Origin of the sequence: Nocardia sp. NPDC004654 (assembly GCF_040609595.1) — a bacterium.
Classification (GTDB): Bacteria; Actinomycetota; Actinomycetes; order Mycobacteriales; family Mycobacteriaceae; genus Nocardia.
Window position 1 is genome coordinate 358,566 of sequence record NZ_JBEXKI010000005.1, and the last position, 18,287, is coordinate 376,852.

The following is an 18,287-nucleotide window of genomic DNA, read 5'->3' on the forward strand; positions in this document are numbered from 1 at the left end:
TCAGTCCTCTCCCAGTCGTAGATCGATGAGTTCGGCGAGCACCGACCGGTGACGGCCTGGGCTGCCCAGCCCGATCTGGTCGGCTTTCGCCCGCTTGAGGTAGAGGTGCGCCGGATACTCCCACGTCATGCCGATACCGCCGTGCAGCTGGACGGCTTCCTCGGCGGCCAGGACCGCGATATCCGCGCAGTAAGCGGCCGCGACGGCGGTAGCGACAGCAGCGTCGGGGTCACCGGCCGCGAGGGCGCCCGCGGCGTAACGTGCCGCGGCGCTTGCGGTCTCGATGTCGACGTAGAGGTCGGCGAGCCGGTGCTTGAGCGCCTGGAATCCGCCGACCACGCGCCCGAACTGCCGACGCACCTGGAGGTAGTCCACCGTGGTTTCCAGGCACCAGGACGCGACGCCGACCTGTTCCGACGCCAGCAGTGCCGCGCCCGCGTCCAGACCGGTCCGCAGCGCGGCGATTCCGGACTCGGCGTCGACGACGACCCGCCCTGGTACGGACTCGAGGGTGACGTCGGCGAGCTGGCGCGTCATGTCGAGCGAGACGACCGGCGCGACCGCCGCCGCTGTCATCGGAATCGCGTGAATCTCGGTGCCCGCGCCGGTCTGCACCGCGGCCAGCAGCACATCGGCGTCGAGCACGCCCGCGACGCTCGTGACGCGTCCGGTCAACCGTCCGTCCGGGTCCTTGGCGAAAGTGGGCACATCCGTCGCCGAGGCGGCGGTGAACGGCGCGAGCAGCGCCACCGTGCGCTCGCCCTCCGCCAGCTGCCCGATCAGATCGGAATCACCGGCGAGCAGGATGGTCGCGGCGATCACGCTGTTGGTGAGGAACGGGACGGGCGCGACGAACCGGCCGAGCTCTTCGAGAACGACGGCCGCGTCACGGGCGGAACCGCCCACGCCGCCGCGGCCCTCGGGGACGAGTAGCCCGGCGAGTCCGAGATCGCGAGAGAGCGACTTCCACAGGCCGGGCGTCAACGCACGGTCGCCTTCGTAGGCCCTGGCCACCGCGGCCGGATCGCAGTGAGTGGCGAGCAGGTCGCGCACCGCGTCCCGCAGCGAAGCCTCGGTGTCGGTGTCGAGCAGCAGGATGTCGTCGCTCATCGGCTGAGGTCCTTCCAGGCGATGTCCTTGTCCGCGCGCGGTTCGACCGGCAGACCCAAGACCCGCTCGGCGACGATGTTGCGCAGGATCTCCGAGGTTCCGCCTTCGATCGAATTGCCTTTGGCCCGAAGGAACCGGTAACCGGCGCTGCGCCCGGTGAAATCGACCCGGTCCGGCCGCACCATAGTCCAGTCGTCGTAGCGGAGACCGTCCTCGCCGAGCAGTTCCAATTCGAAACCGGACAGCTGTTGGTTGGATCGGGCGAAGGAGAGCTTGAGGGCGGAGCTTTCCGGGCCCGGCTGTCCTCCGGCGACTCGCTGGCGCAGCTTCGTCGCGGCCAAGCGCGCTGCTTCGGCCTCGACCCAGAGTCGCAGCAGGCGGTCGTGCAGTTCGGGGGTGTGCTTGCCGGGGTTGTCCCGCCAGCTGCGCGCGACGACGCCGAGTACACCGCTTTCCCGTGGCATGGCGCGCCCGCCGATGGAGACCCGTTCGTTGTTGAGGGTCGTGGTGGCGACGCGCCAGCCCTCGCCCTCCTTGCCGAGCCGCTGGGTGTCGGGGATCCGCACGTCGGTGAGGAAAACCTCGTTGAACTCCGCTTCACCGGTGATCTGACGCAGCGGCCGCACCTCGACCCCCGGATCGGTCATGTCGCAGATGAAGTAGGTCAAGCCGGAATGCTTGGGGCGGCTCGGATCGGTGCGAGCGAGCAGGATCGCCAGCTGCGCCTTGTGCGCGACCGACGTCCACACCTTCTGCCCGTTGACGATCCAGTCCGCACCGTCCCGGACCGCCCTTGTACCGACCGCCGCCAGATCGGAACCGGCGCCCGGCTCGCTGAACAGCTGACACCAGATCTCTTCGCCCGCCCACAGCGGACGCAGGAAGCGCCGCTGCTGCTCCGGTGTGCCGTAGGCGAGGATCGTCGGAGCCGCCATGCCGAGGCCGATGCCGTTGAGTTCGGCGTTGTTGCCCGGGGCGCCCGCTTGCTCGAACAGACCGTCCACAAAGGGCTGCATTTCCCGGTCGAGGCCGAGTCCGCCCAGCCCGACCGGGAAGTACACCCAGGCCAGTCCAGCGTCGAACCGGGCGCGATGGAAGGTCACCGCGTCCGTGGTCGACGGATCGTTGTCGGCGAGGACCGCGTGCACGCGCTGACGCAGGTCGTCTAGAACAATGTCGGTCATCGGTTGTTCCCCTCGAGGGCTTCGATTCCGGTGCGCAGCAGCGTTTCGACCCCGGATCCGACGATCTCGAAGCCGGATCCGACGGTTTGCCCGTGCAGATGGCGGTAGTGGATCCCTTCGAGGATCGCCGCCAGTTTGAAGGCAGCCAGCCCGAGATAGAAGCCGAAGTGCGCGAGGTCGCGGCCGCTGCGTTCGGCGTACCGGTCGAGCACTTCGGCCTCGGTGAGGAAGCCGGGCGCGAACGCCACGTCGCTGACGCCGGGGACACCGAGCTCGCCGAGGCGCTGGTACAGCAGCAGGAGCGCCACATCGGTGAGCGGATCACCCAAAGTGGCCATCTCCCAATCGATTACGGCGACAACCCGGTCCTCGGAGTCCACCAGGACGTTGTCGAGCCGGTAGTCGCCGTGGACGATGCCGTCCGGAGACTGCGGGGGCTGCTCGGCCGCGAGCTTGCCGTACAGTTCGTCCGCGTCGGGCAGGTCCCGGGAGTAGGAGGCGTCCAATTGCTTCTTCCAGCGGTGTACCTGCCGTGCGAGGAAGCCGCTCGGGCGTCCGAAATCCGCGAGCCCGACTTCGGCCGGATCGACGGTGTGCAGATCGGCCAGTGCGTCGACCATTCCGGTCGAGATGGTTCGCGTCCGGTCCGCGCCGATCGTCGTGAGCTCGGCCGCCAAGCGGTAGGGCGTGCCGATCACCCGCTCCATCAAATAGAACGGCGCGCCGAGGACATCGGGATCCTCGCAGAGCGCGTAAGTGGCGGGAACGGGAACGTCGGTGTCGGCCAGCGCGGTCATGACCCGGTATTCCCTGGACATGTCGTGCGCGGTCGCCAGCACGTGACCGAGCGGCGGCCGCCGCACGATCCACGCGGATTTGCCGTCACTGATCTCGTAGGTCAGATTGGATCTGCCACCGGCGATCAGGCGACCCGTGAGCGGCCCGGTGAGCAGACCCGGCTCCACCTCGGCCAGCCAGGCCGTCAGGCGATCGACATCGAGGCCGGGCAGATCCGTGCCGTTGTGGTCGGTCATCAAGGCACCAGCACCGCTACGGTCTCGGCGACGCACGCGGGCTTGGCGGCCCCATCGATCTCGACGGTGACGCGGGTGACGGCCTGGTATCCCAGTGTCCCCGGCACGAGCGAGATCAGCTCGGCGCCCGCGCGCAGCCGCGACCCCACGGGAACGGGCGCGGGAAATCTGACCTTGTTGGCGCCGTAGTTGACGCCCATCGACAGTCCCTCGACGGTGTAGATCTGCTGAGCCAGCATCGGAATCAGCGACAGCGTGAGGAACCCGTGGGCGACGGTCGTACCGAACGGTCCCGCCGCCGCTTTCACCGGGTCCACGTGGATCCACTGGTGATCGCCCGTCGCATCGGCGAAGCGGTCGATCTGCTCCTGGGTCACCGTGTGCCAGTCGCTGTATCCGAGGTGAGTTCCGATGGCCTTCTCCATGTCGGCCAAGCCCTGGAATACCTTCATCGGTCGCTGTCCTTCCGTCCTAGCACCGAGGTCCGCCGGCCACGTACACGACCTGGCCGGACACGAATCCCGCGCCCTCGCTGGCCAGGAACGACACGGTATGGGCGATGTCGTCGGGCGTTCCAGCGCGAGCGACCGGGATCTGCGCGATAACCACCTTCTTGAAATCCTCGAAGGACACGCCCATGCGTTCGGCCGTGGCCGCGGTCATGTCCGTCTCGATGAATCCTGGCGCAACAGCGTTGGCGGTGACACCGAACTTGCCGAGTTCGAGTGCGAGAGTCTTGGTGAAGCCCTGGAGACCGGCCTTGGCAGCGGCGTAGTTGGCCTGGCCGCGGTTGCCGAGCGCCGACGTGCTGGAGAGGCTGACGATCCGGCCCCACCCCTGCTCGATCATGTGGCGCTGCACCGCGCGGCTGCACAGGAACGCGCCGCGCAGGTGCACGCCCATGACGGCGTCCCAATCGTCGACGGTCATCTTGAACAGCAGGTTGTCGCGGAGGATGCCCGCGTTGTTGACGAGCACCGTCGGGGCGCCGAGTTCGGCGACGACGCGATCGACGGCTGCCGTCACCGCGGCTTCGTCGGCCACGTCCGCGCCGACGGCGAGCGCGCGGCCACCCGCGGCCACGATCTCGTCGGCCACGGGCTTGGCCGCGGCCTCGTCCAGATCGAGGACCGCGACGGCCATGCCGTCCGCGGCGAGCCGTCGCGCGACGGCCGCGCCGATACCGCGCGCCGCGCCGGTGACGACGGCGGTCCGCGGAGTCTGGTTGCTCATGATGTTCTCCTCTGTCATGCGTGTTCGATCAGGGCGCGTAGACGACGCGGCCCACGGTCTCGCCGTCGGCGAGGCGCTGTACGCCCTCGGCGATGCCGTCCAGCGTCAGCCGTTCGCTGACCAGCGGCCTGATCGCGCCCTCCGCGGCGAGCCGGGTCAGCGTCCGATGGCATTCGGCGACCGCCGCCGGTTCGTAGGCGTTGTACAGGCCCCAGTGCAGGCCGACGATGGAATAGTTCTTGACCAGCGCGTGATTCAGTGCGGCCGTTTGGATTTCGCCACCGGCGAAGCCGACCACCAGGATCCGGCCTTCGAAGGCGACACACTTCGTCGACCGCGCGTAGACGTCGCCGCCGACCGGGTCGTAGACGACGTCGGCGCCCCGGTTGTTCGTCACCTCTTTGACGACCTCGACGAAATCCTGCGTCCGGCGATCGATCACCACGTCCGCGCCGAGCTTCGCGGCGTATGCCGCCTTCTCCGGACCGCCGACGACGCCGATCACCCTGGCGCCCGCGGCCTTTCCGAGCTGGATGGCGGCGCTGCCGACGCCACCGGCCGCCGCGTGCACGAGCAGGGTCTCCCCCGCTTTCAGGCCGGCGCGGCGATGCAGTCCGAACCATCCGGTCTGGTATCCGATGTACAGCGCGGCCGCTTCGGCGTCGTCCAGCGCGGGCGGCGCGGGGAAGGTCTGCGCGGCGTCCATCAGAGCGAATTCCGCGAAGCCGCCGTGCGGCAGCGCGGTTCCGCCGATCACACGATCGCCGACCTCGATCCCCGAGACGTCGGATCCCACGGCGACCACTTCACCGCACACCTCGACACCTGGCGTGAACGGCAGCGGCGGACGAACCTGGTAGAGGCCGCGACACATCAGCACGTCGGGGAAGTTCGCCGCGGCGCCGGTGACGCGGACGAGCACCTGGCTCGGACCGGGATCGGGTCGCTCCACCGTGTCGAGCCGCAGCACCGCGCCCGGCTCGCCGAGTTCGTGAACGCGCCACGCCTGCATCGTCGTCACGTCAGACACCGCCGGTGAGGGTGATGCCGCCGTCGACGACGAGCAGCTGACCGGTGAGCCAGGCGGCGTCCTCGGAGAGCAGGAAGGCGACCACGCTGCCGATGTCCTCGGGCACACCGAGCCGCTTGAGCGGATAGGCCGCGGCGACCTCGTCCTCGCGGCCCTCGTACAGGGCGGTGGCGAACTTCGTCTTCACGACGGCCGGCGCGACCGCGTTGACGCGCAGGTTCGGGCCGAGTTCGACGGCGAGTTCCTGGGTGATGTGGGTCAGCATCGCCTTGCTGGAGCCGTAGAAGCCGATGCCGGGCGCCGGCTTCAATCCGGCGACCGAGGAGACGTTCACGATCGCGCCGCCGTGCTCCTTCATCCACGCCTGGTACGCCTGCTGCACCCACGAGAGAGCGGCCAAGCAGTTGACCTCGACGATCTTGCGGGCGGCCTCGAGCGGCAGCTCCACCATCGGACCGAAGACCGGGTTGATTCCGGTGTTGTTGACGAGCAGATCCGCGCTGCCGAAGGCCTCGATCGCCCGCTCGACGGTTTCGGCCTGGTGGGCGACATCGTCGGAGCGACCGGCGACGGCCAGAGCCCGCTCCGGACCGCCCAGCGCCTCGACGGCCTCGTCGAGCGCCTTCTCGTTGCGGGCGGTGATGACGACCTTCGCGCCCTCGTCGACCAGACGCTGGGCGATGCCGAGGCCGATGCCACGGCTGGCGCCGGTGACGATGGCGGTCTTTCCTTCGAACCTGTTCAAGGGTCGGTCCTTTCCAGTGTTGTCCGCGGTCACGACAGTCGTTCGAGCACCATGGCCATGCCCTGGCCACCGCCGACGCACATCGTTTCCAGGCCGATCTGCTTGTCGTGGAATTGCAGCGAGTTGATCAGCGTGCTGGTGATTCGCGCGCCGGTCATCCCGAAGGGATGGCCCACCGCGATCGCGCCGCCGTTGATGTTGAGCTTGTCGAGGTCGACGCCGAGCCTTCTGGCGGACGGAATGACCTGTGCCGCAAAGGCTTCGTTGATCTCGACCAGGTCGACGTCGCCGATCGTCATCCCGGCGCGGGCCAGCGCCTGTTCGGACGCCGCGACCGGGCCGAGTCCCATGATCTCCGGCGACAGCGCGCTGACGCCGGTCGAGACGATCCGCGCCAGCGGCGTCAGCCCGAGTTCGGCGGCCTTCGTGTCCGACATGATGACGATGGCCGCGGCGCCGTCGTTGAGCGGGCAGCAATTGCCCGCGGTGACCGTCCCGTCGGGCCGGAACACCGGTTGCAGCGCGGCGACCTTGTCGAGCGTGACTCCGGCGCGCGGGCCGTCGTCGGCGGAAACGACGGTGCCATCCGGCAGGGTGATCGGCGTGATGTCGCGCTGCCAGAAGCCCTTGACGAGGGCGATCTCGGCCAGGTTCTGGCTGCGCACGCCGAAGGCGTCCTGCTCCTCGCGGGTGACGCCCTCGGACTGCGCCACGTTCTCGGCGGTCTGTCCCATCGCGATGTAGACGTCCGGCAGCAGGCCGTCGAGCCGGGGATCGGCCCACTCCTGGCCTCCCGCAGCGAGTTTCGCGGTTCGCTCGACAGCGTCGTCGAACAGCGGGTTCTGGGTGCCGGGCAGGCCGTCCGCGCTTCCCTTCCCGTAGCGGCTGACGGTCTCGACACCGGCCGAGACGAACACGTCGCCCTCGCCCGCGCGAATCGCGTGCAGCGCCATTCGGGTCGTCTGCAGGCTCGACGAGCAGTAGCGGTTGACCGTGGTGCCAGGCACCCCGTCGAGGCCGGCGAGCACCGCGACGATCCGGCCCAGGTTGAAGCCGGACTCGCCCGCGGGCTGGCCGCAGCCGAGCATCAGGTCGTCGATCGCGGACGGATCCAGCTCGGGGACCTTCGCCAGCGCCGCCCGCACGATCTGCGCGGCCAGGTCGTCGGGCCTGATGTCCTTCAGCGAGCCCTTGGCGGCCCGCCCGATCGGCGACCGGGCGATGGAAACGATGACGGCTTCGGGCATGGCCCAACCTTCCTGGGGGAACTTACTAAGCGCTTACTTTCCACCGCCACCTTGCGGGACGGCTGCCGCCGCGTCAATACCGATCACCCCGGAAACCGCCTGTGACTTGCCTCACGAAAAATGCGAAAGGCCAGGTCATATCGCATAAATGGACCCGATGTTGAACTCGAATTCAGATTTCGCTACCGTCACCGCGACATGGCCGACCACGCGGGCGGTGGGCCTCACCCGGCCGAGCCGCGCGGCGGCGGCCACGAAAGACCCCCGAGAGGAGTCAGCGGTGAGCGTCGTACTGACCGAATTCGCCGACGGCATTGCCACCATCACGATCAACCGCCCCGAGGCGCGCAACGCGGTGAACCGCGCGGTCGCCCAGGCACTGGCAGACGCGATCGACGAATTCGAAGCCCGGCCCGACGTCGCGGTCGGCATCCTCACCGGCGCAGGCGGCACGTTCAGCGCCGGGATGGACCTCAAAGCCTTCGCCGACGGCGAGCATCCGGTCTTGCCGGGACGCGGATTCGGCGGCCTCACCGAGCGACCGCCGGCGAAACCGCTCATCGCCGCCGTGGAGGGCTGGGCACTGGCGGGCGGCTTCGAGCTCGCGCTCGCGTGCGACCTAATCGTCGCGGCCACCGACGCCAAGTTCGGTCTTCCCGAGGTGAAACGAGGCCTGATCGCGGCAGGCGGCGGCGTCCTGAGGCTGCCGAAGACGCTCCCCTATCAGCTGGCGATGGAGATCGCCCTGACCGGTGACACCCTCGGCGCGGTCCGCGCGCACCAGTTCGGCCTCGTCAACGCGATCACCGAACCCGGACAGGCCATCCGGACGGCCGAGGCGCTGGCCGCCCGCATCGCCGAGAACGGACCGCTCGCCATTCGCGGGACGAAACAAGTTCTCTCCCAAGCCATTCGATACACCGACGCGGACGCGTTCCGAGCCCAGCTGGATATCGTCCGCACCGTCAACACCTCGGCGGACGCGCTCGAAGGAGCGCGCGCGTTCGCCGACAAGCGCCCGCCTGTCTGGCGCGGCGCCTGATCCGCGCTCAGCCGGCCGCCGCTCCGATGCGCGCCGCGTTCACCCACAACCGGGTAGCGGTGCGTACCAGCTCGTCGATGCTCGCCTCCTCCCCCAGGACGAACGCGTAGTACGCCATCCGGCCCACCATGCCCGACAGCGCTCGCGCCGCTTGGTGCGGATCGAGCTCGGGATCGGCCAGCCCGCGCTCCTGCAGCTGCGCGATCGAGCGGGCGTTGCGCTCCCAGAAGGCGCGGCTGCGCCGCCGGCGAACCGCGCGGAACTTCGGATCGATGGCCGCCACCTGATCGAGGATGGCCATCAGCTTCGCGTTGCGTTTGTACGTCTCGAAGTAGGCCCGGTTGCTCGCCTCGATGACCGCGGCGGGTGAGGCTTCGTCCGGCTCCAGCCGGGGCAGGCCGGGGTGCAGCATCTCGTCCTGGGCGAGGTCGAGCACCGCTTGCAGGATCTCCTCCTTGCCCGCGAAATAGGTGTAGAAGGACCCGGTCGAGCACTTCGCTTCCGCGGCGATGTCGGACAGCCGGGCCTCGAGATAACCGTCGCGTTCGAACACCGTGCGAGCCGCGGCGACCAGCGCCGCGCGCGTTCGCGCACCGCGCGCCGTGCTCGGCGGGTCGCGCAGGACCGAGGTGTCGGCGAGCGAGGGGATGCCCTCCGCCGCGACGTCGTCCGGGGTCGTTCTGGTCATCACTCCGCCGTCTGCAAGAGGGCGGCCTGGTAGCGGCGCATGCCGCCCAGCCACCTGTCGTAATCCGCCCCTTTGCCGCGGTACATCTCGAGCACCTCGGGGTGCGGCAGGATCAGGAAGCGCTCGGCGTCCACGGCCTCCAGCACCACCGTCGCGACCTCGTCCGGGCTCAGCACCGCACCCGCGGTGGTGACCGCCCTGGTCGCCGCCGCACCGAGCGCGTCTCCGGACTCGGCGCCCGCGCGCAGCAGCTTCGTCTCGACACCCATCGGGCACAAGCAGCTGACCCGAATTCCGTTGTCGCCGTAGGTGACCGATAGCCACTCGGCGAACCCGACGGCCGCGTGCTTGGTCACCGCGTACGCGGCCGAGCCGATCTGGGTCAGCAGGCCCGCCGCCGAGGCGGTGCTCACGAAATACCCTTCACCGCGTTCGAGCCAGCCGGGGACCAGCAGCTGGGCGGCCCGCACGTGCGCGTTGACGTTCACATCGATCGCGGTGTCCCAGCCCGCGTCGTCGCCCAGTCCGACCGGTCCGACGACTCCCGCGTTCGCGAAGTACAGGTCGACCGGCCCGAACTCGTCCTCCGCGCGGGCGATCAACCCGCTGATCTGCGCCGGATCGGACACATCCGCCCCGACCGCCACCGCGGAGCCGGGGGCGTCTTGCGTGATGGACCGAACGAGGGACTCGGCCGCGCCGGCGTCCAGATCGGCGACCACGACCCGCGCACCCTCGCGCACCAACAGCCGCGCGATCGCGCCGCCGATCCCGCCGCCGCCACCGGTGACAATTGCCGTTCTTCCAGCGACCTTCACGAACATCTCCTTCCGGGATTCCCCTGGCGCGCGCGATCACCCGTCGGCCACGCCGGGCCGAGCATCCAATAAACTTGAATCCTACGTCAAATTCAAGTTTGGGCAAGGGTGGCCGACGACAGAAAGGAGCTGGCACACGGCCCGGGCATCACCCGGCAAAGCGGGGTTCGCAGAGCGCGGATCAGTCCGCGTCGAGCCGCAGCGCGTTGACCCACAGCTGCGTGAGAGTGGTGACGAGCTTCTCGAACGGGATGCGCTGATTCTGGACGAAGGCCATGTAGGCCATCCGGCTGACCATCACCGACAAGGCGTGCGCGGTGATCATCGGGTCGAGGTCCGCGCTGGCCCGGCCGGATTCCTGTAGCTCGCTGATCATCTTCGCGTTGCGCTGCGCGAAGGCCTTGCCGCGTTCGATGCGCAGCCTGCGGAAGTCCTCGTTGATCAGGGCGACTTCCTCGAACACCGCCATCAGGCGCGCATTGCGCTTGTACGAGCGGAGATACTCCCGGTTGGCCGCCTCGATGAGGTCGCGCGGGTCGGTGACGCCCGTGCGCTCGCGGACGTGCGGGTGCAGCATCTCTTCCTGCACCTGTTCGACCACAGCGGCGAAGATCTCTTCCTTGCTGTCGAAGTAGGTGTAGAACGACCCCGATGCCGTCCCGGCGGCCTTGGAGATGTCGGAGATCTTGGCGTCGAGATACCCGTCGCGCTCGAATACCTCGCGCGCCGCGGCGATCAACGCGGTGCGCGTGCGCTCGCCGCGCTTGGTGCGCGGTACGCCTTTCCGAGGCTCGGTCTCACTCGCAACGGGCTCGGACACCAACGCTGGCCACTCACTGTCGGTCGAAGGGACGGTTGACGTGTTCACGTTAGCACCGCCCCGGCAGCGTGGGACGCACCTGCGGAATGCGCGCGAAGTAGGCCCGTACCAGCGCTATTCGGATTCCCGCCCGGACCGTTCCGCCGCCGGGGCCGAGCCCAGCCCGGACAAGCGATCTCGAACTTCGTCGCCGATTCGATAAGTGGCCATCACCACGATCGCGATCAGTACACCCGGTGCGAGTACCTGATTCGGGGCGCTGAGTATGTGCTGGTAGGCGTTGTTCAAATCGCCACCCCAGCTCGGCGTCGGCGGCTGGATGCCAAGGCCGATGAACGACAACGCGGCTTCGATGACGAAGGCGAGTCCGGAGAACAGCGTGGCCTGCACTATCACCGGTCCCACCGCGTTGGGCAGAACGTGCCGTAGCAGCGTGACGTGCGTCGGGCAGCCGGCCAGCTGTGCACCGAGCACGTACTCCGAACGCCTGACCTGCGCCACTCCCCCTGCGGTCAGCCGTGCGATGACGGGAGCGAACACGATGCCGACCGCGCACATGGCCGTCACCAGATCCGGTCCGAGCACACCGGTGATGGCAACCGCCAGTACCAGCGCCGGGAACGCCAGGAACGCATCCGCCGCGCGCAGCAACAACATTCGCAACCACGCCGGACCATATCCGGCGCCGAGTCCCCACGGCAGCCCGACCGTGAGCCCGACGCCGACCGCGATGGTCACCGCGACGAAGGAGGACCGTCCGCCCCAGATCAGCCTGCTCAGCACGTCCCGGCCGTAGCTGTCGGTCCCGAGCAGATGCGCACCGCCCGGCCCGGCGAACCTGTTCGTCAGATCCTGGTCCGTCGGGCTGTACGGCGTCACCAGCGGCGCCAGCGCCGCGAGCACGATCAGGGTGCCGAGAATCGCGAGAGCGACCCAGAACCCGGCGCGGGACCGCCGCCGGGTGTCACCGGTCGAGCGAGTTCCGGCGGTCAGTGTCACGGTGCTCATGCGTTCGCCTCCGCCCGGAGCCGGGGATCCAGGAATCCGGTGGCCGCGTCGACCACCAGGTTTATCCCGAGCACGATCACGACGTAGGTCAGCACGATGCCTTGCAGCATTGGATAATCGCGGGTCTCGATGGCGGTGACCAGTGCGCCGCTCATGCCTGGCAGCACGAAGATCTGCTCGAGCACCACGGTGGCGCCGAGCAAGCCGATCGCGAGCAGCCCGTAGACCGTCACGACGGTCGTCGACACGTTGCGCAGCGCGTAACGCCACACGATCGTGCGCTCGCGCAATCCCATGGCCCGCGCGGCGCGCACATATTCGCTCGACAGCGCGTCGATCATCGCGGCACGTACCTGACGCACCACGATCGCGCTCGCGCCCGCCGCCAATGCCGCCGCGGGGAGGGCAAGGTGGCGCAGATTCGCCACCGGATCCTTGCCGAAAGGCACATAACCCAAGGCGGGAAACAACCCGAGGCCGACGGCGAACACGTCGATCAGGACGATGGCCAAGAAGAATTCCGGGACCGCGAGGCCGATTCCGGACGCCGCGCGCACGACCCCGTCGGACCGGCCGCCCGCCCGATAAGCGGTCCAGACACCGAGCGGCACCGCGACCACGGCCGACAGCGCCAACGCTAGCCCGACCAGTTCCGCGCTGACCGGCAAGCGGTGCAGCACCTGATCGGCGACGGGCGCGTTGTTGACCAAGGAGGTCCCGAGGTCGCCGTGGACCACGCCGCTCAACCACCGGAAGTACTGTTCGTACAGCGGTTTGTCGAGACCGAGCCGCTGCTCGATGACCGCGGGATCGACATCGGTGCTGCTCACTCCGATCAGCGCCTCGGCGGGCCCGCCCGGCACGAGATGGATCAGACCGAAGGTCATCACCGTCGTCAGAAACGCGGTGATCAGGATCGACACCGATCGCCCCAGTACCGGGGCGACCGGCCGTCGGTGACGGATCCACTTCATGACACGGCCAGGTACGCGAGTTCGGGCGATCCGCTGAGCGAGGGAACTACTCCCTGCACGCGCTGCGTGTAGGCGACCACTGCGGGACCGTGATAGAGCGGGATGAATTCGGCTTGTTCGACGATGATCCGGTTGATCTTCTTCGCGACCTCGAGCTGTTCGCCGTCGGTGTAGGTGTTGTTGAGCTGCGCGATGAGCTCGTCGAGTTGCGGATTCGGCGCGGCATTCTGCCGGTAGTAGGAGGTCGGACCGAGCAGGGCGCTGTAGTTGAGCGGCGCCGACGCCTGCGAAGGCCATCCGACACTGAAAACGTCCGCGCCGTTGTGCGCTACGAACTGTGAAATAGCCTGCGGACCGGGAACATTGGTGAATTCGACGTTGATCCCGACAGCTTTCCACTGCTCGGCGACCAGTAGTGCGTTGGTGGAGAACGGCGGCGCGGCGGCGGAGATGCCTCGCACCTGCACGCCGTTCGGGTAGCCGGCCTCGGCGAGCAACCGCCGCGCCTTGTCCGGATCGTAGGGCCAGGCGTTGTCGGTGGCGGAATCGTGGAAGGTCGCCCCCGGCGGGTAGACCGACCAGGCGGGGGTGCCCGCGTCGCTGTTCAGCGCGGCCGTGGCGATCGCCTTGCGGTCCAACGCGTACTCCATCGCCAACCGTACCTTCGGGTTGTCGACCGGGCGGTTCTTGGTGTTGATCACCACCGCGGTGAAGCCGAGTTGCTGATGCCGGTCAACGGTGATGCCCGGCAGGCGCTCGAGCGCGGGCGCTGCGGATTCGCCGATCCCGAAAGCGAAATCCGCTGTCCCGGAGGTCAAGGCGTTCGTCAGTGCCGTGTCACTGGTGATGATCGCGATATCGATGCCCGCCGCTCGCGGTGCGGGGTCGCTCATGGGCTGGTAACCCCCGAACCTCGTGAAGGAGTATTCGCTGTTGGGCACCGCGCGCGCGAACTGGTAGGGCCCGGCGCCGACGGGATGGTTACCGAATTCGTCACCGTACTGTCGCAGCGCGGCCGGCGAGACGACGAAACCCAGACGGGTGCTCAGGTAGCCGGGTAGGCCAGAAGTCGGGCTGCTCAACTTGATCGATACTGTGTCCGCGCCCTGGACGTCGATGCTCTTGATCGACGGAACGGACACCAGACCGGTGCCGAGACAATGCTGCATGCTGGCCTTCACCGCCTCCGCGTCCACGGGTGTGCCGTCGTGGAAAGTCAGGCCAGATCGGAGTTTCATCGTGAAGGTGAGTTTGTCGGCTCCGGCGAACTCCCACGAGGTGGCGATTCCCGGTTGGGGTGCGAGAGTTTGCGGGTCGGTGTCGATGAGCGGGGCGTAGAGCAACTTGAGATAGGTCAGGTCGTAACCCGAATTGCCCCGGCAGGGGTCGAGCGAACTGGGCGTCTGCCGCGTGGCGACCTTGATGCTCGCGTTCGGATCAGGCGCGGACGTGGACGGGTCGCCGCTGCAAGCGCCGAGCGCGAGAGCGAGTGCGGCCGCCGCCCCAGCGGCGATCAGTTTTCGGTTCATCGCGATTCTTCTTTCCGGTCCGCGGCGGGACCAAGCGCGGATTGCCACGCCTCGATGGCTTCCTGGCGAAAATGGCATGCTGCCGAATGGCTTTCGGTGTCGTCGGTCAGTGCGGGGGCGGTCGTCGCGCAGCGATCGGTGGCCAGATGGCACCGCGTGCGGAATCGGCAGCCCGACGGGGGGTTACGTCGATCGGGAATCTCGCCCCGCAGCAGCAGCCCGCGCCTTTCCCGGCGCACCCGAGTCGGCCGGGGCACGGCCGCGAGCAGGGCCTGGGTGTAGGGATGCCGTGGCGATTCGAGCACCGACGCGGTCGGTCCCAGCTCCACCAGCCTGCCCATGTACATGACGCCGACTCGATCGGCGATGCGCGCCACCGAACCCAGGTCGTGCGAGATGAAAACGTAGGTCAGCCCGTGCCCGTCGCGCAGTTCGGCCAGCAGCGCGAGCACTTCGGACTGCAGGGAGACGTCAAGCGAGGCAACCGGTTCGTCGCACAGGATCAGCTCCGCGCGCGACGCCACCGCCCGGGCGATGGTCACGCGCTGCCGTTGACCGCCGGACAGCTGCGCGGGCTTGCGGTCGGCCAGTTCCTCGCCGAGGCCGACCCGGCGCAGCAGCTCGACCGCTGCCGGGCGCGTCGATCGCGGTATCCGCAACCGGCGCGGCGCCATCGGCTCGGCGACGCACTGCCAGACCGCCAGCCGAGGGTCGAGCGCCGACCGCGGGTCTTGAAAGATCACGTGGGATCTCCCCGCGGTGCGGCCGTTCGCGCCCGGGACGCGGTCGATCGATCCCGCGGCCGGCTTGACGATTCCGGCGAGAGCGTGCGCCAGCGAGGTCTTTCCCGATCCGGATTCGCCGATCACGGCGAACGTTTCGCCGCGGTACAGAGAAAAGCTCACAGAGTCGACCGCGCGCAACCGGTCGGCGCCGCCGCCGTAGTCGACGACCAGATCGCGGACGTTCATCAGGATCTCGGTCATCAGGCCACCAACCCGGCCAGTTCGAGGTCGCCGGCGCGCAGGCAGCGCGTCGCCGAGCGAGCGTCGCCGATCAGATCCGGATGTGTCGTCCGGCAGGCATCTATGGCGTACTGGCACCGGGTTCGGTAAACGCACCCGTTCCCGTCGGCCGGGGACTCTCGCGCCGACCGCACGACCGTCGGTGTCGTCGCGCGACTCGACGCCTGGAGCAACGCCTGCGCGTAAGGGTGGGCCGGACGGCGCAGCAACTCATCGCGGGCGGCGATATCGACGACTTCTCCCGAGTACATGGTGACGACGCGATCGCAAAGTTCGGTGATCACACCGATGTCGTGGCTGATCAGCAGCACGGCCAGATCCTCGTCAGCGGTGAGCCCCCTGAGCAGCTCGAGGATCTGTGCCTGGATGGTGACGTCGAGCGCGGTCGTCGGTTCATCGGCGATCAGCAGTTTGGGCCTGCACGCCAATGCCATCGCGATCATGACCCGCTGGCACATGCCACCCGACAGCTCGTGGGGATAGGAGCGAATCAGGCGCCCCGAATCGGCCAGACCGACCTTTTCGAGCAACTCCGCGGTCCGTGCGCCGATCTGGGAGGATGACATCTTCTCGTGCGCCCGAGACACATTCGCGATCTGGCGCCCGACAGTCATGACCGGATTGAGCGACGACCGCGGCTCCTGGAATATCATGCCGACTTCGCGTCCGCGAAGGGCACGCAACCTGTCGGGCGTCGCCGTCAGGAGATCCTCGCCGCAGAAATCGATGCGGCCCGTCACCAGGGCACCCGGAGGGTGGAGCCCGAGGACGCCGAGCCCCGTCAGTGTCTTCCCGCTGCCGCTCTCCCCCACTAGCCCGACGACTTCGCCGGGGGCCACTTCGAACCCGACGTCGCGGAGCAGGCCGCCCACCGCGGGCAACGACAGCGACAGTTTTTCCACCCTCAGCAAGGCGGCCATATTCTTCTCTCAATCTTCCTGTCGGCCAGGATGTTCCGGTGGCGATCGACCTGCCGATCGCCACCGGGCCCGCGGCGCGGGATCAGCCGAGACTGAAGGGCTGTCCCCAGAAGACGACGATCTCCCTGGCGCGCGGTGTGTCGACCTCCACCCGGACGAACGAGCGAGCCTGCGCGTAGCCCGCGCATCCGCTCAGTGCGATGGTCGAGTTCTTCCAGGTCACGCTGCCGCTCGGGCCGCGGAACTGGATGTAGGGCACGTGCACCTCGTCGCCGAACAGATCCGGCCCCTCGATGTCGAGCAGGTAGAACGTCTTCGCCTGTCCAGGGCCGAGACTCAGCGTCCCGCCCGCCCCGACCCCGCCGGAGGGCCGCTGGCCTTCCCAGTCGGAGCTGTAGGTGCCGTTGCCGTTGACGCCGCCGCCACCGATGTTCACCTGGCAGCCGACGACGTAGCCGGGCCGGATCTTCCCGCCGACAGCGTTGCCCGCCACCTCGACCTGGGCACTGGCCGAAACCCACGCGTTGCGGTGCAGCGGAGTCGCGGCCATCGGCGGACTGATGAGTGCGGACTCGTCCACCATGCGGACGGTGACGGCGGTGCCGTCGGGCAGCGTCTCGGTGATGCTGCCGCCGGGCAGGGGAACGAAAGTGTCGGCCTCGGCCTGGCCGGTGGACAGCAGTCCCGCGGCGGTGAAGGCCGCCGCGCACAGAACAACGGCGCGCACGGCTTTCTTACGGTCGAACATAGCTACTTCCTCTTCGAGTTCGTCTCAGCGACAAGTGTTTCCAGGGATTTCGACCGCGTCAGCCGATGCTGAACGGAGCACCGTACAAGATGGTCTTCGAGTAGTGATCGCCGACGATCTCGACGACCGCGTACGACCGGGCCTGCGCGTAGCCGCCGCAGCCCTGGATCTCCATCTCGACGTCGCGATAGCCGAGCGTGTAGACGCCGGGCGCCAGAACGTCCTTGAACCCGACTTGCACGAGTTTGATTTCGCCCGGCCCCAACTGGATTCCGCCGGATCCGCTGAGGCTGAAGCCGTTGGTGGTGATGTTGCCGGACAGACCCGCCGAGATGGCTTTGTCGCCGATGCTCACCTGGCAACCGATGATGTATCCCGCGTTGACCTGGGACGCGCCGTGGGTCGAGGAATTGTTGGTGCCCGGCCAGTTCTCCGGCGTGCTGTACGGGCCAGGCTTCTCGATGACCGGGGCGACGCTGACGTCGGCGGTGATCGTTCCCGATACCCACACCACGCGGCCCGCGCCGTTGGCTGCCATCGATGGCGACACGACGGCCCGTTCGGCCGTGCGGTCGATCCGCACACCCGGTCCGTGCTCGGTGCCGTCGGGGAGCGGCACGAACACGTCCGCGTGCGCGGCGCCGGTCGAGAACAGTCCCACCGCCGTCGCGGCGGCGAATCCGACGCCCGCGACGCGCGTGATCACGCGGCCGTACCGGCCCGATGCGTCGGCTGGGATTCCGGGCGCGCCGGGAACGGCGCGCAAGGAGGTGAACTTCATCAGAATTGACCCTCATCTCGGTCGAAATGCGGTGGTGGGCATCGAGATGCCCCTCGCGCGGCGCGACGTACGCCGCACACCACGTCACCGATGTCATCGCGAATCTCGCATCGCATCGCCCGCGTCGTACACCACGAGCGATGGTCGCCTACCTGCCCCGCCGGAGGGTGCAGTGTGTGACGGCCAACACATCGGCTGGCCGGACTCTAATTGAATTTGGCGTCAAGTTCAATGAGTTTCGCCGCATGTTTCCGGCGCCATCGCCCGCACTCCCCTCGCTTCCCATGATTGAAGTTGACACCAAATTCAGATAGGCTCCTTCGGACGTGACCCCCGTCACATGCCTTCCCA

At 68.2% G+C, this 18,287-nt stretch carries 19 protein-coding genes; 1 reads left to right on the forward strand and 18 read right to left on the reverse strand.

All coding sequences use genetic code 11. The features are described 5' to 3' along the window. From ABZV58_RS19235 to ABZV58_RS19270, 8 genes are read right to left on the reverse strand one after another with little or no spacing between them, the layout of a single operon-like run. The gene (locus ABZV58_RS19235) at positions 1–1,110 is read right to left on the reverse strand and encodes an acyl-CoA dehydrogenase family protein (protein WP_355001484.1); all 1,110 of its coding nucleotides are present in this window, start codon (positions 1,108–1,110) and stop codon (positions 1–3) included. Continuing rightward, positions 1,107–2,294 carry an acyl-CoA dehydrogenase family protein gene (locus tag ABZV58_RS19240; RefSeq protein WP_355001485.1) on the reverse strand — a complete coding sequence of 396 codons (1,188 nt, stop codon included), beginning with the start codon at positions 2,292–2,294 and terminating at the stop codon, positions 1,107–1,109. The genes ABZV58_RS19235 and ABZV58_RS19240 overlap by 4 nt, the downstream gene beginning before the upstream one ends. After that, entirely contained in the window at positions 2,291–3,328 is a 1,038-nt protein-coding gene (locus ABZV58_RS19245) for a phosphotransferase family protein (protein WP_355001486.1), read from the reverse strand. The genes ABZV58_RS19240 and ABZV58_RS19245 overlap by 4 nt, the downstream gene beginning before the upstream one ends. Continuing rightward, positions 3,328–3,780 (reverse strand): MaoC family dehydratase, encoded by a 453-nt coding sequence (locus ABZV58_RS19250; protein ID WP_355001487.1) that lies wholly within the window; start codon positions 3,778–3,780, stop codon positions 3,328–3,330. Before ABZV58_RS19250 ends, ABZV58_RS19245 begins: the two co-directional genes overlap by 1 nt. A gap of 19 nt (positions 3,781–3,799) precedes the next feature. Further along, positions 3,800–4,561 carry a 3-oxoacyl-ACP reductase FabG gene (fabG, locus tag ABZV58_RS19255; protein ID WP_355001488.1) on the reverse strand — a complete coding sequence of 254 codons (762 nt, stop codon included), beginning with the start codon at positions 4,559–4,561 and terminating at the stop codon, positions 3,800–3,802. Positions 4,562–4,589: 28 nt separating this feature from the next. Then, positions 4,590–5,573: an NADPH:quinone oxidoreductase family protein gene (locus ABZV58_RS19260; RefSeq protein ID WP_355001714.1), complete on the reverse strand. Its 984-nt coding sequence runs from the start codon at positions 5,571–5,573 to the stop codon at positions 4,590–4,592. Positions 5,574–5,583: 10 nt separating this feature from the next. After that, positions 5,584–6,336 (reverse strand): SDR family oxidoreductase, encoded by a 753-nt coding sequence (locus ABZV58_RS19265; protein WP_355001489.1) that lies wholly within the window; start codon positions 6,334–6,336, stop codon positions 5,584–5,586. A gap of 29 nt (positions 6,337–6,365) precedes the next feature. Further along, entirely contained in the window at positions 6,366–7,583 is a 1,218-nt protein-coding gene (locus tag ABZV58_RS19270) for an acetyl-CoA C-acetyltransferase (RefSeq protein ID WP_355001490.1), read from the reverse strand. Between the two features lie 280 nt (positions 7,584–7,863). On the opposite strand from ABZV58_RS19270, the gene ABZV58_RS19275 reads away from it, so the two are divergent. After that, positions 7,864–8,625 (forward strand): crotonase/enoyl-CoA hydratase family protein, encoded by a 762-nt coding sequence (locus ABZV58_RS19275; protein WP_355001491.1) that lies wholly within the window; start codon positions 7,864–7,866, stop codon positions 8,623–8,625. Positions 8,626–8,632: 7 nt separating this feature from the next. Here the strand turns inward: ABZV58_RS19275 and ABZV58_RS19280 are convergent, their stop codons facing one another. From ABZV58_RS19280 to ABZV58_RS19325, 10 genes are all read right to left on the reverse strand, one after another. Then, entirely contained in the window at positions 8,633–9,313 is a 681-nt protein-coding gene (locus tag ABZV58_RS19280) for a TetR/AcrR family transcriptional regulator (protein ID WP_355001492.1), read from the reverse strand. Then, on the reverse strand, positions 9,313–10,131 hold the full coding sequence (locus ABZV58_RS19285; RefSeq protein ID WP_355001493.1) for an SDR family oxidoreductase: 819 nt from the start codon (positions 10,129–10,131) through the stop codon (positions 9,313–9,315). Before ABZV58_RS19285 ends, ABZV58_RS19280 begins: the two co-directional genes overlap by 1 nt. A gap of 181 nt (positions 10,132–10,312) precedes the next feature. Then, on the reverse strand, positions 10,313–10,951 hold the full coding sequence (locus tag ABZV58_RS19290; protein WP_355001494.1) for a TetR/AcrR family transcriptional regulator: 639 nt from the start codon (positions 10,949–10,951) through the stop codon (positions 10,313–10,315). A gap of 114 nt (positions 10,952–11,065) precedes the next feature. After that, positions 11,066–11,959: an ABC transporter permease gene (locus ABZV58_RS19295; protein ID WP_355001495.1), complete on the reverse strand. Its 894-nt coding sequence runs from the start codon at positions 11,957–11,959 to the stop codon at positions 11,066–11,068. Next, positions 11,956–12,933 carry an ABC transporter permease gene (locus ABZV58_RS19300; protein WP_355001496.1) on the reverse strand — a complete coding sequence of 326 codons (978 nt, stop codon included), beginning with the start codon at positions 12,931–12,933 and terminating at the stop codon, positions 11,956–11,958. The genes ABZV58_RS19295 and ABZV58_RS19300 overlap by 4 nt, the downstream gene beginning before the upstream one ends. Beyond that, entirely contained in the window at positions 12,930–14,462 is a 1,533-nt protein-coding gene (locus ABZV58_RS19305; RefSeq protein ID WP_355001497.1) for an ABC transporter substrate-binding protein, read from the reverse strand. Before ABZV58_RS19305 ends, ABZV58_RS19300 begins: the two co-directional genes overlap by 4 nt. After that, positions 14,459–15,448, reverse strand: a complete 990-nt coding sequence (locus ABZV58_RS19310) for an ABC transporter ATP-binding protein (protein ID WP_355001715.1) — start codon at positions 15,446–15,448, stop codon at positions 14,459–14,461. Before ABZV58_RS19310 ends, ABZV58_RS19305 begins: the two co-directional genes overlap by 4 nt. Then, a complete protein-coding gene (locus ABZV58_RS19315; RefSeq protein WP_355001498.1) occupies positions 15,448–16,407 on the reverse strand; it encodes an ABC transporter ATP-binding protein in 960 nt (319 codons plus the stop codon). The genes ABZV58_RS19310 and ABZV58_RS19315 overlap by 1 nt, the downstream gene beginning before the upstream one ends. An 82-nt stretch (positions 16,408–16,489) precedes the next feature. Then, entirely contained in the window at positions 16,490–17,155 is a 666-nt protein-coding gene (locus ABZV58_RS19320; RefSeq protein ID WP_355001499.1) for an MspA family porin, read from the reverse strand. Positions 17,156–17,213: 58 nt separating this feature from the next. Then, on the reverse strand, positions 17,214–17,936 hold the full coding sequence (locus tag ABZV58_RS19325) for an MspA family porin (RefSeq protein WP_355001500.1): 723 nt from the start codon (positions 17,934–17,936) through the stop codon (positions 17,214–17,216). Positions 17,937–18,287: the final 351 nt, after the last annotated feature.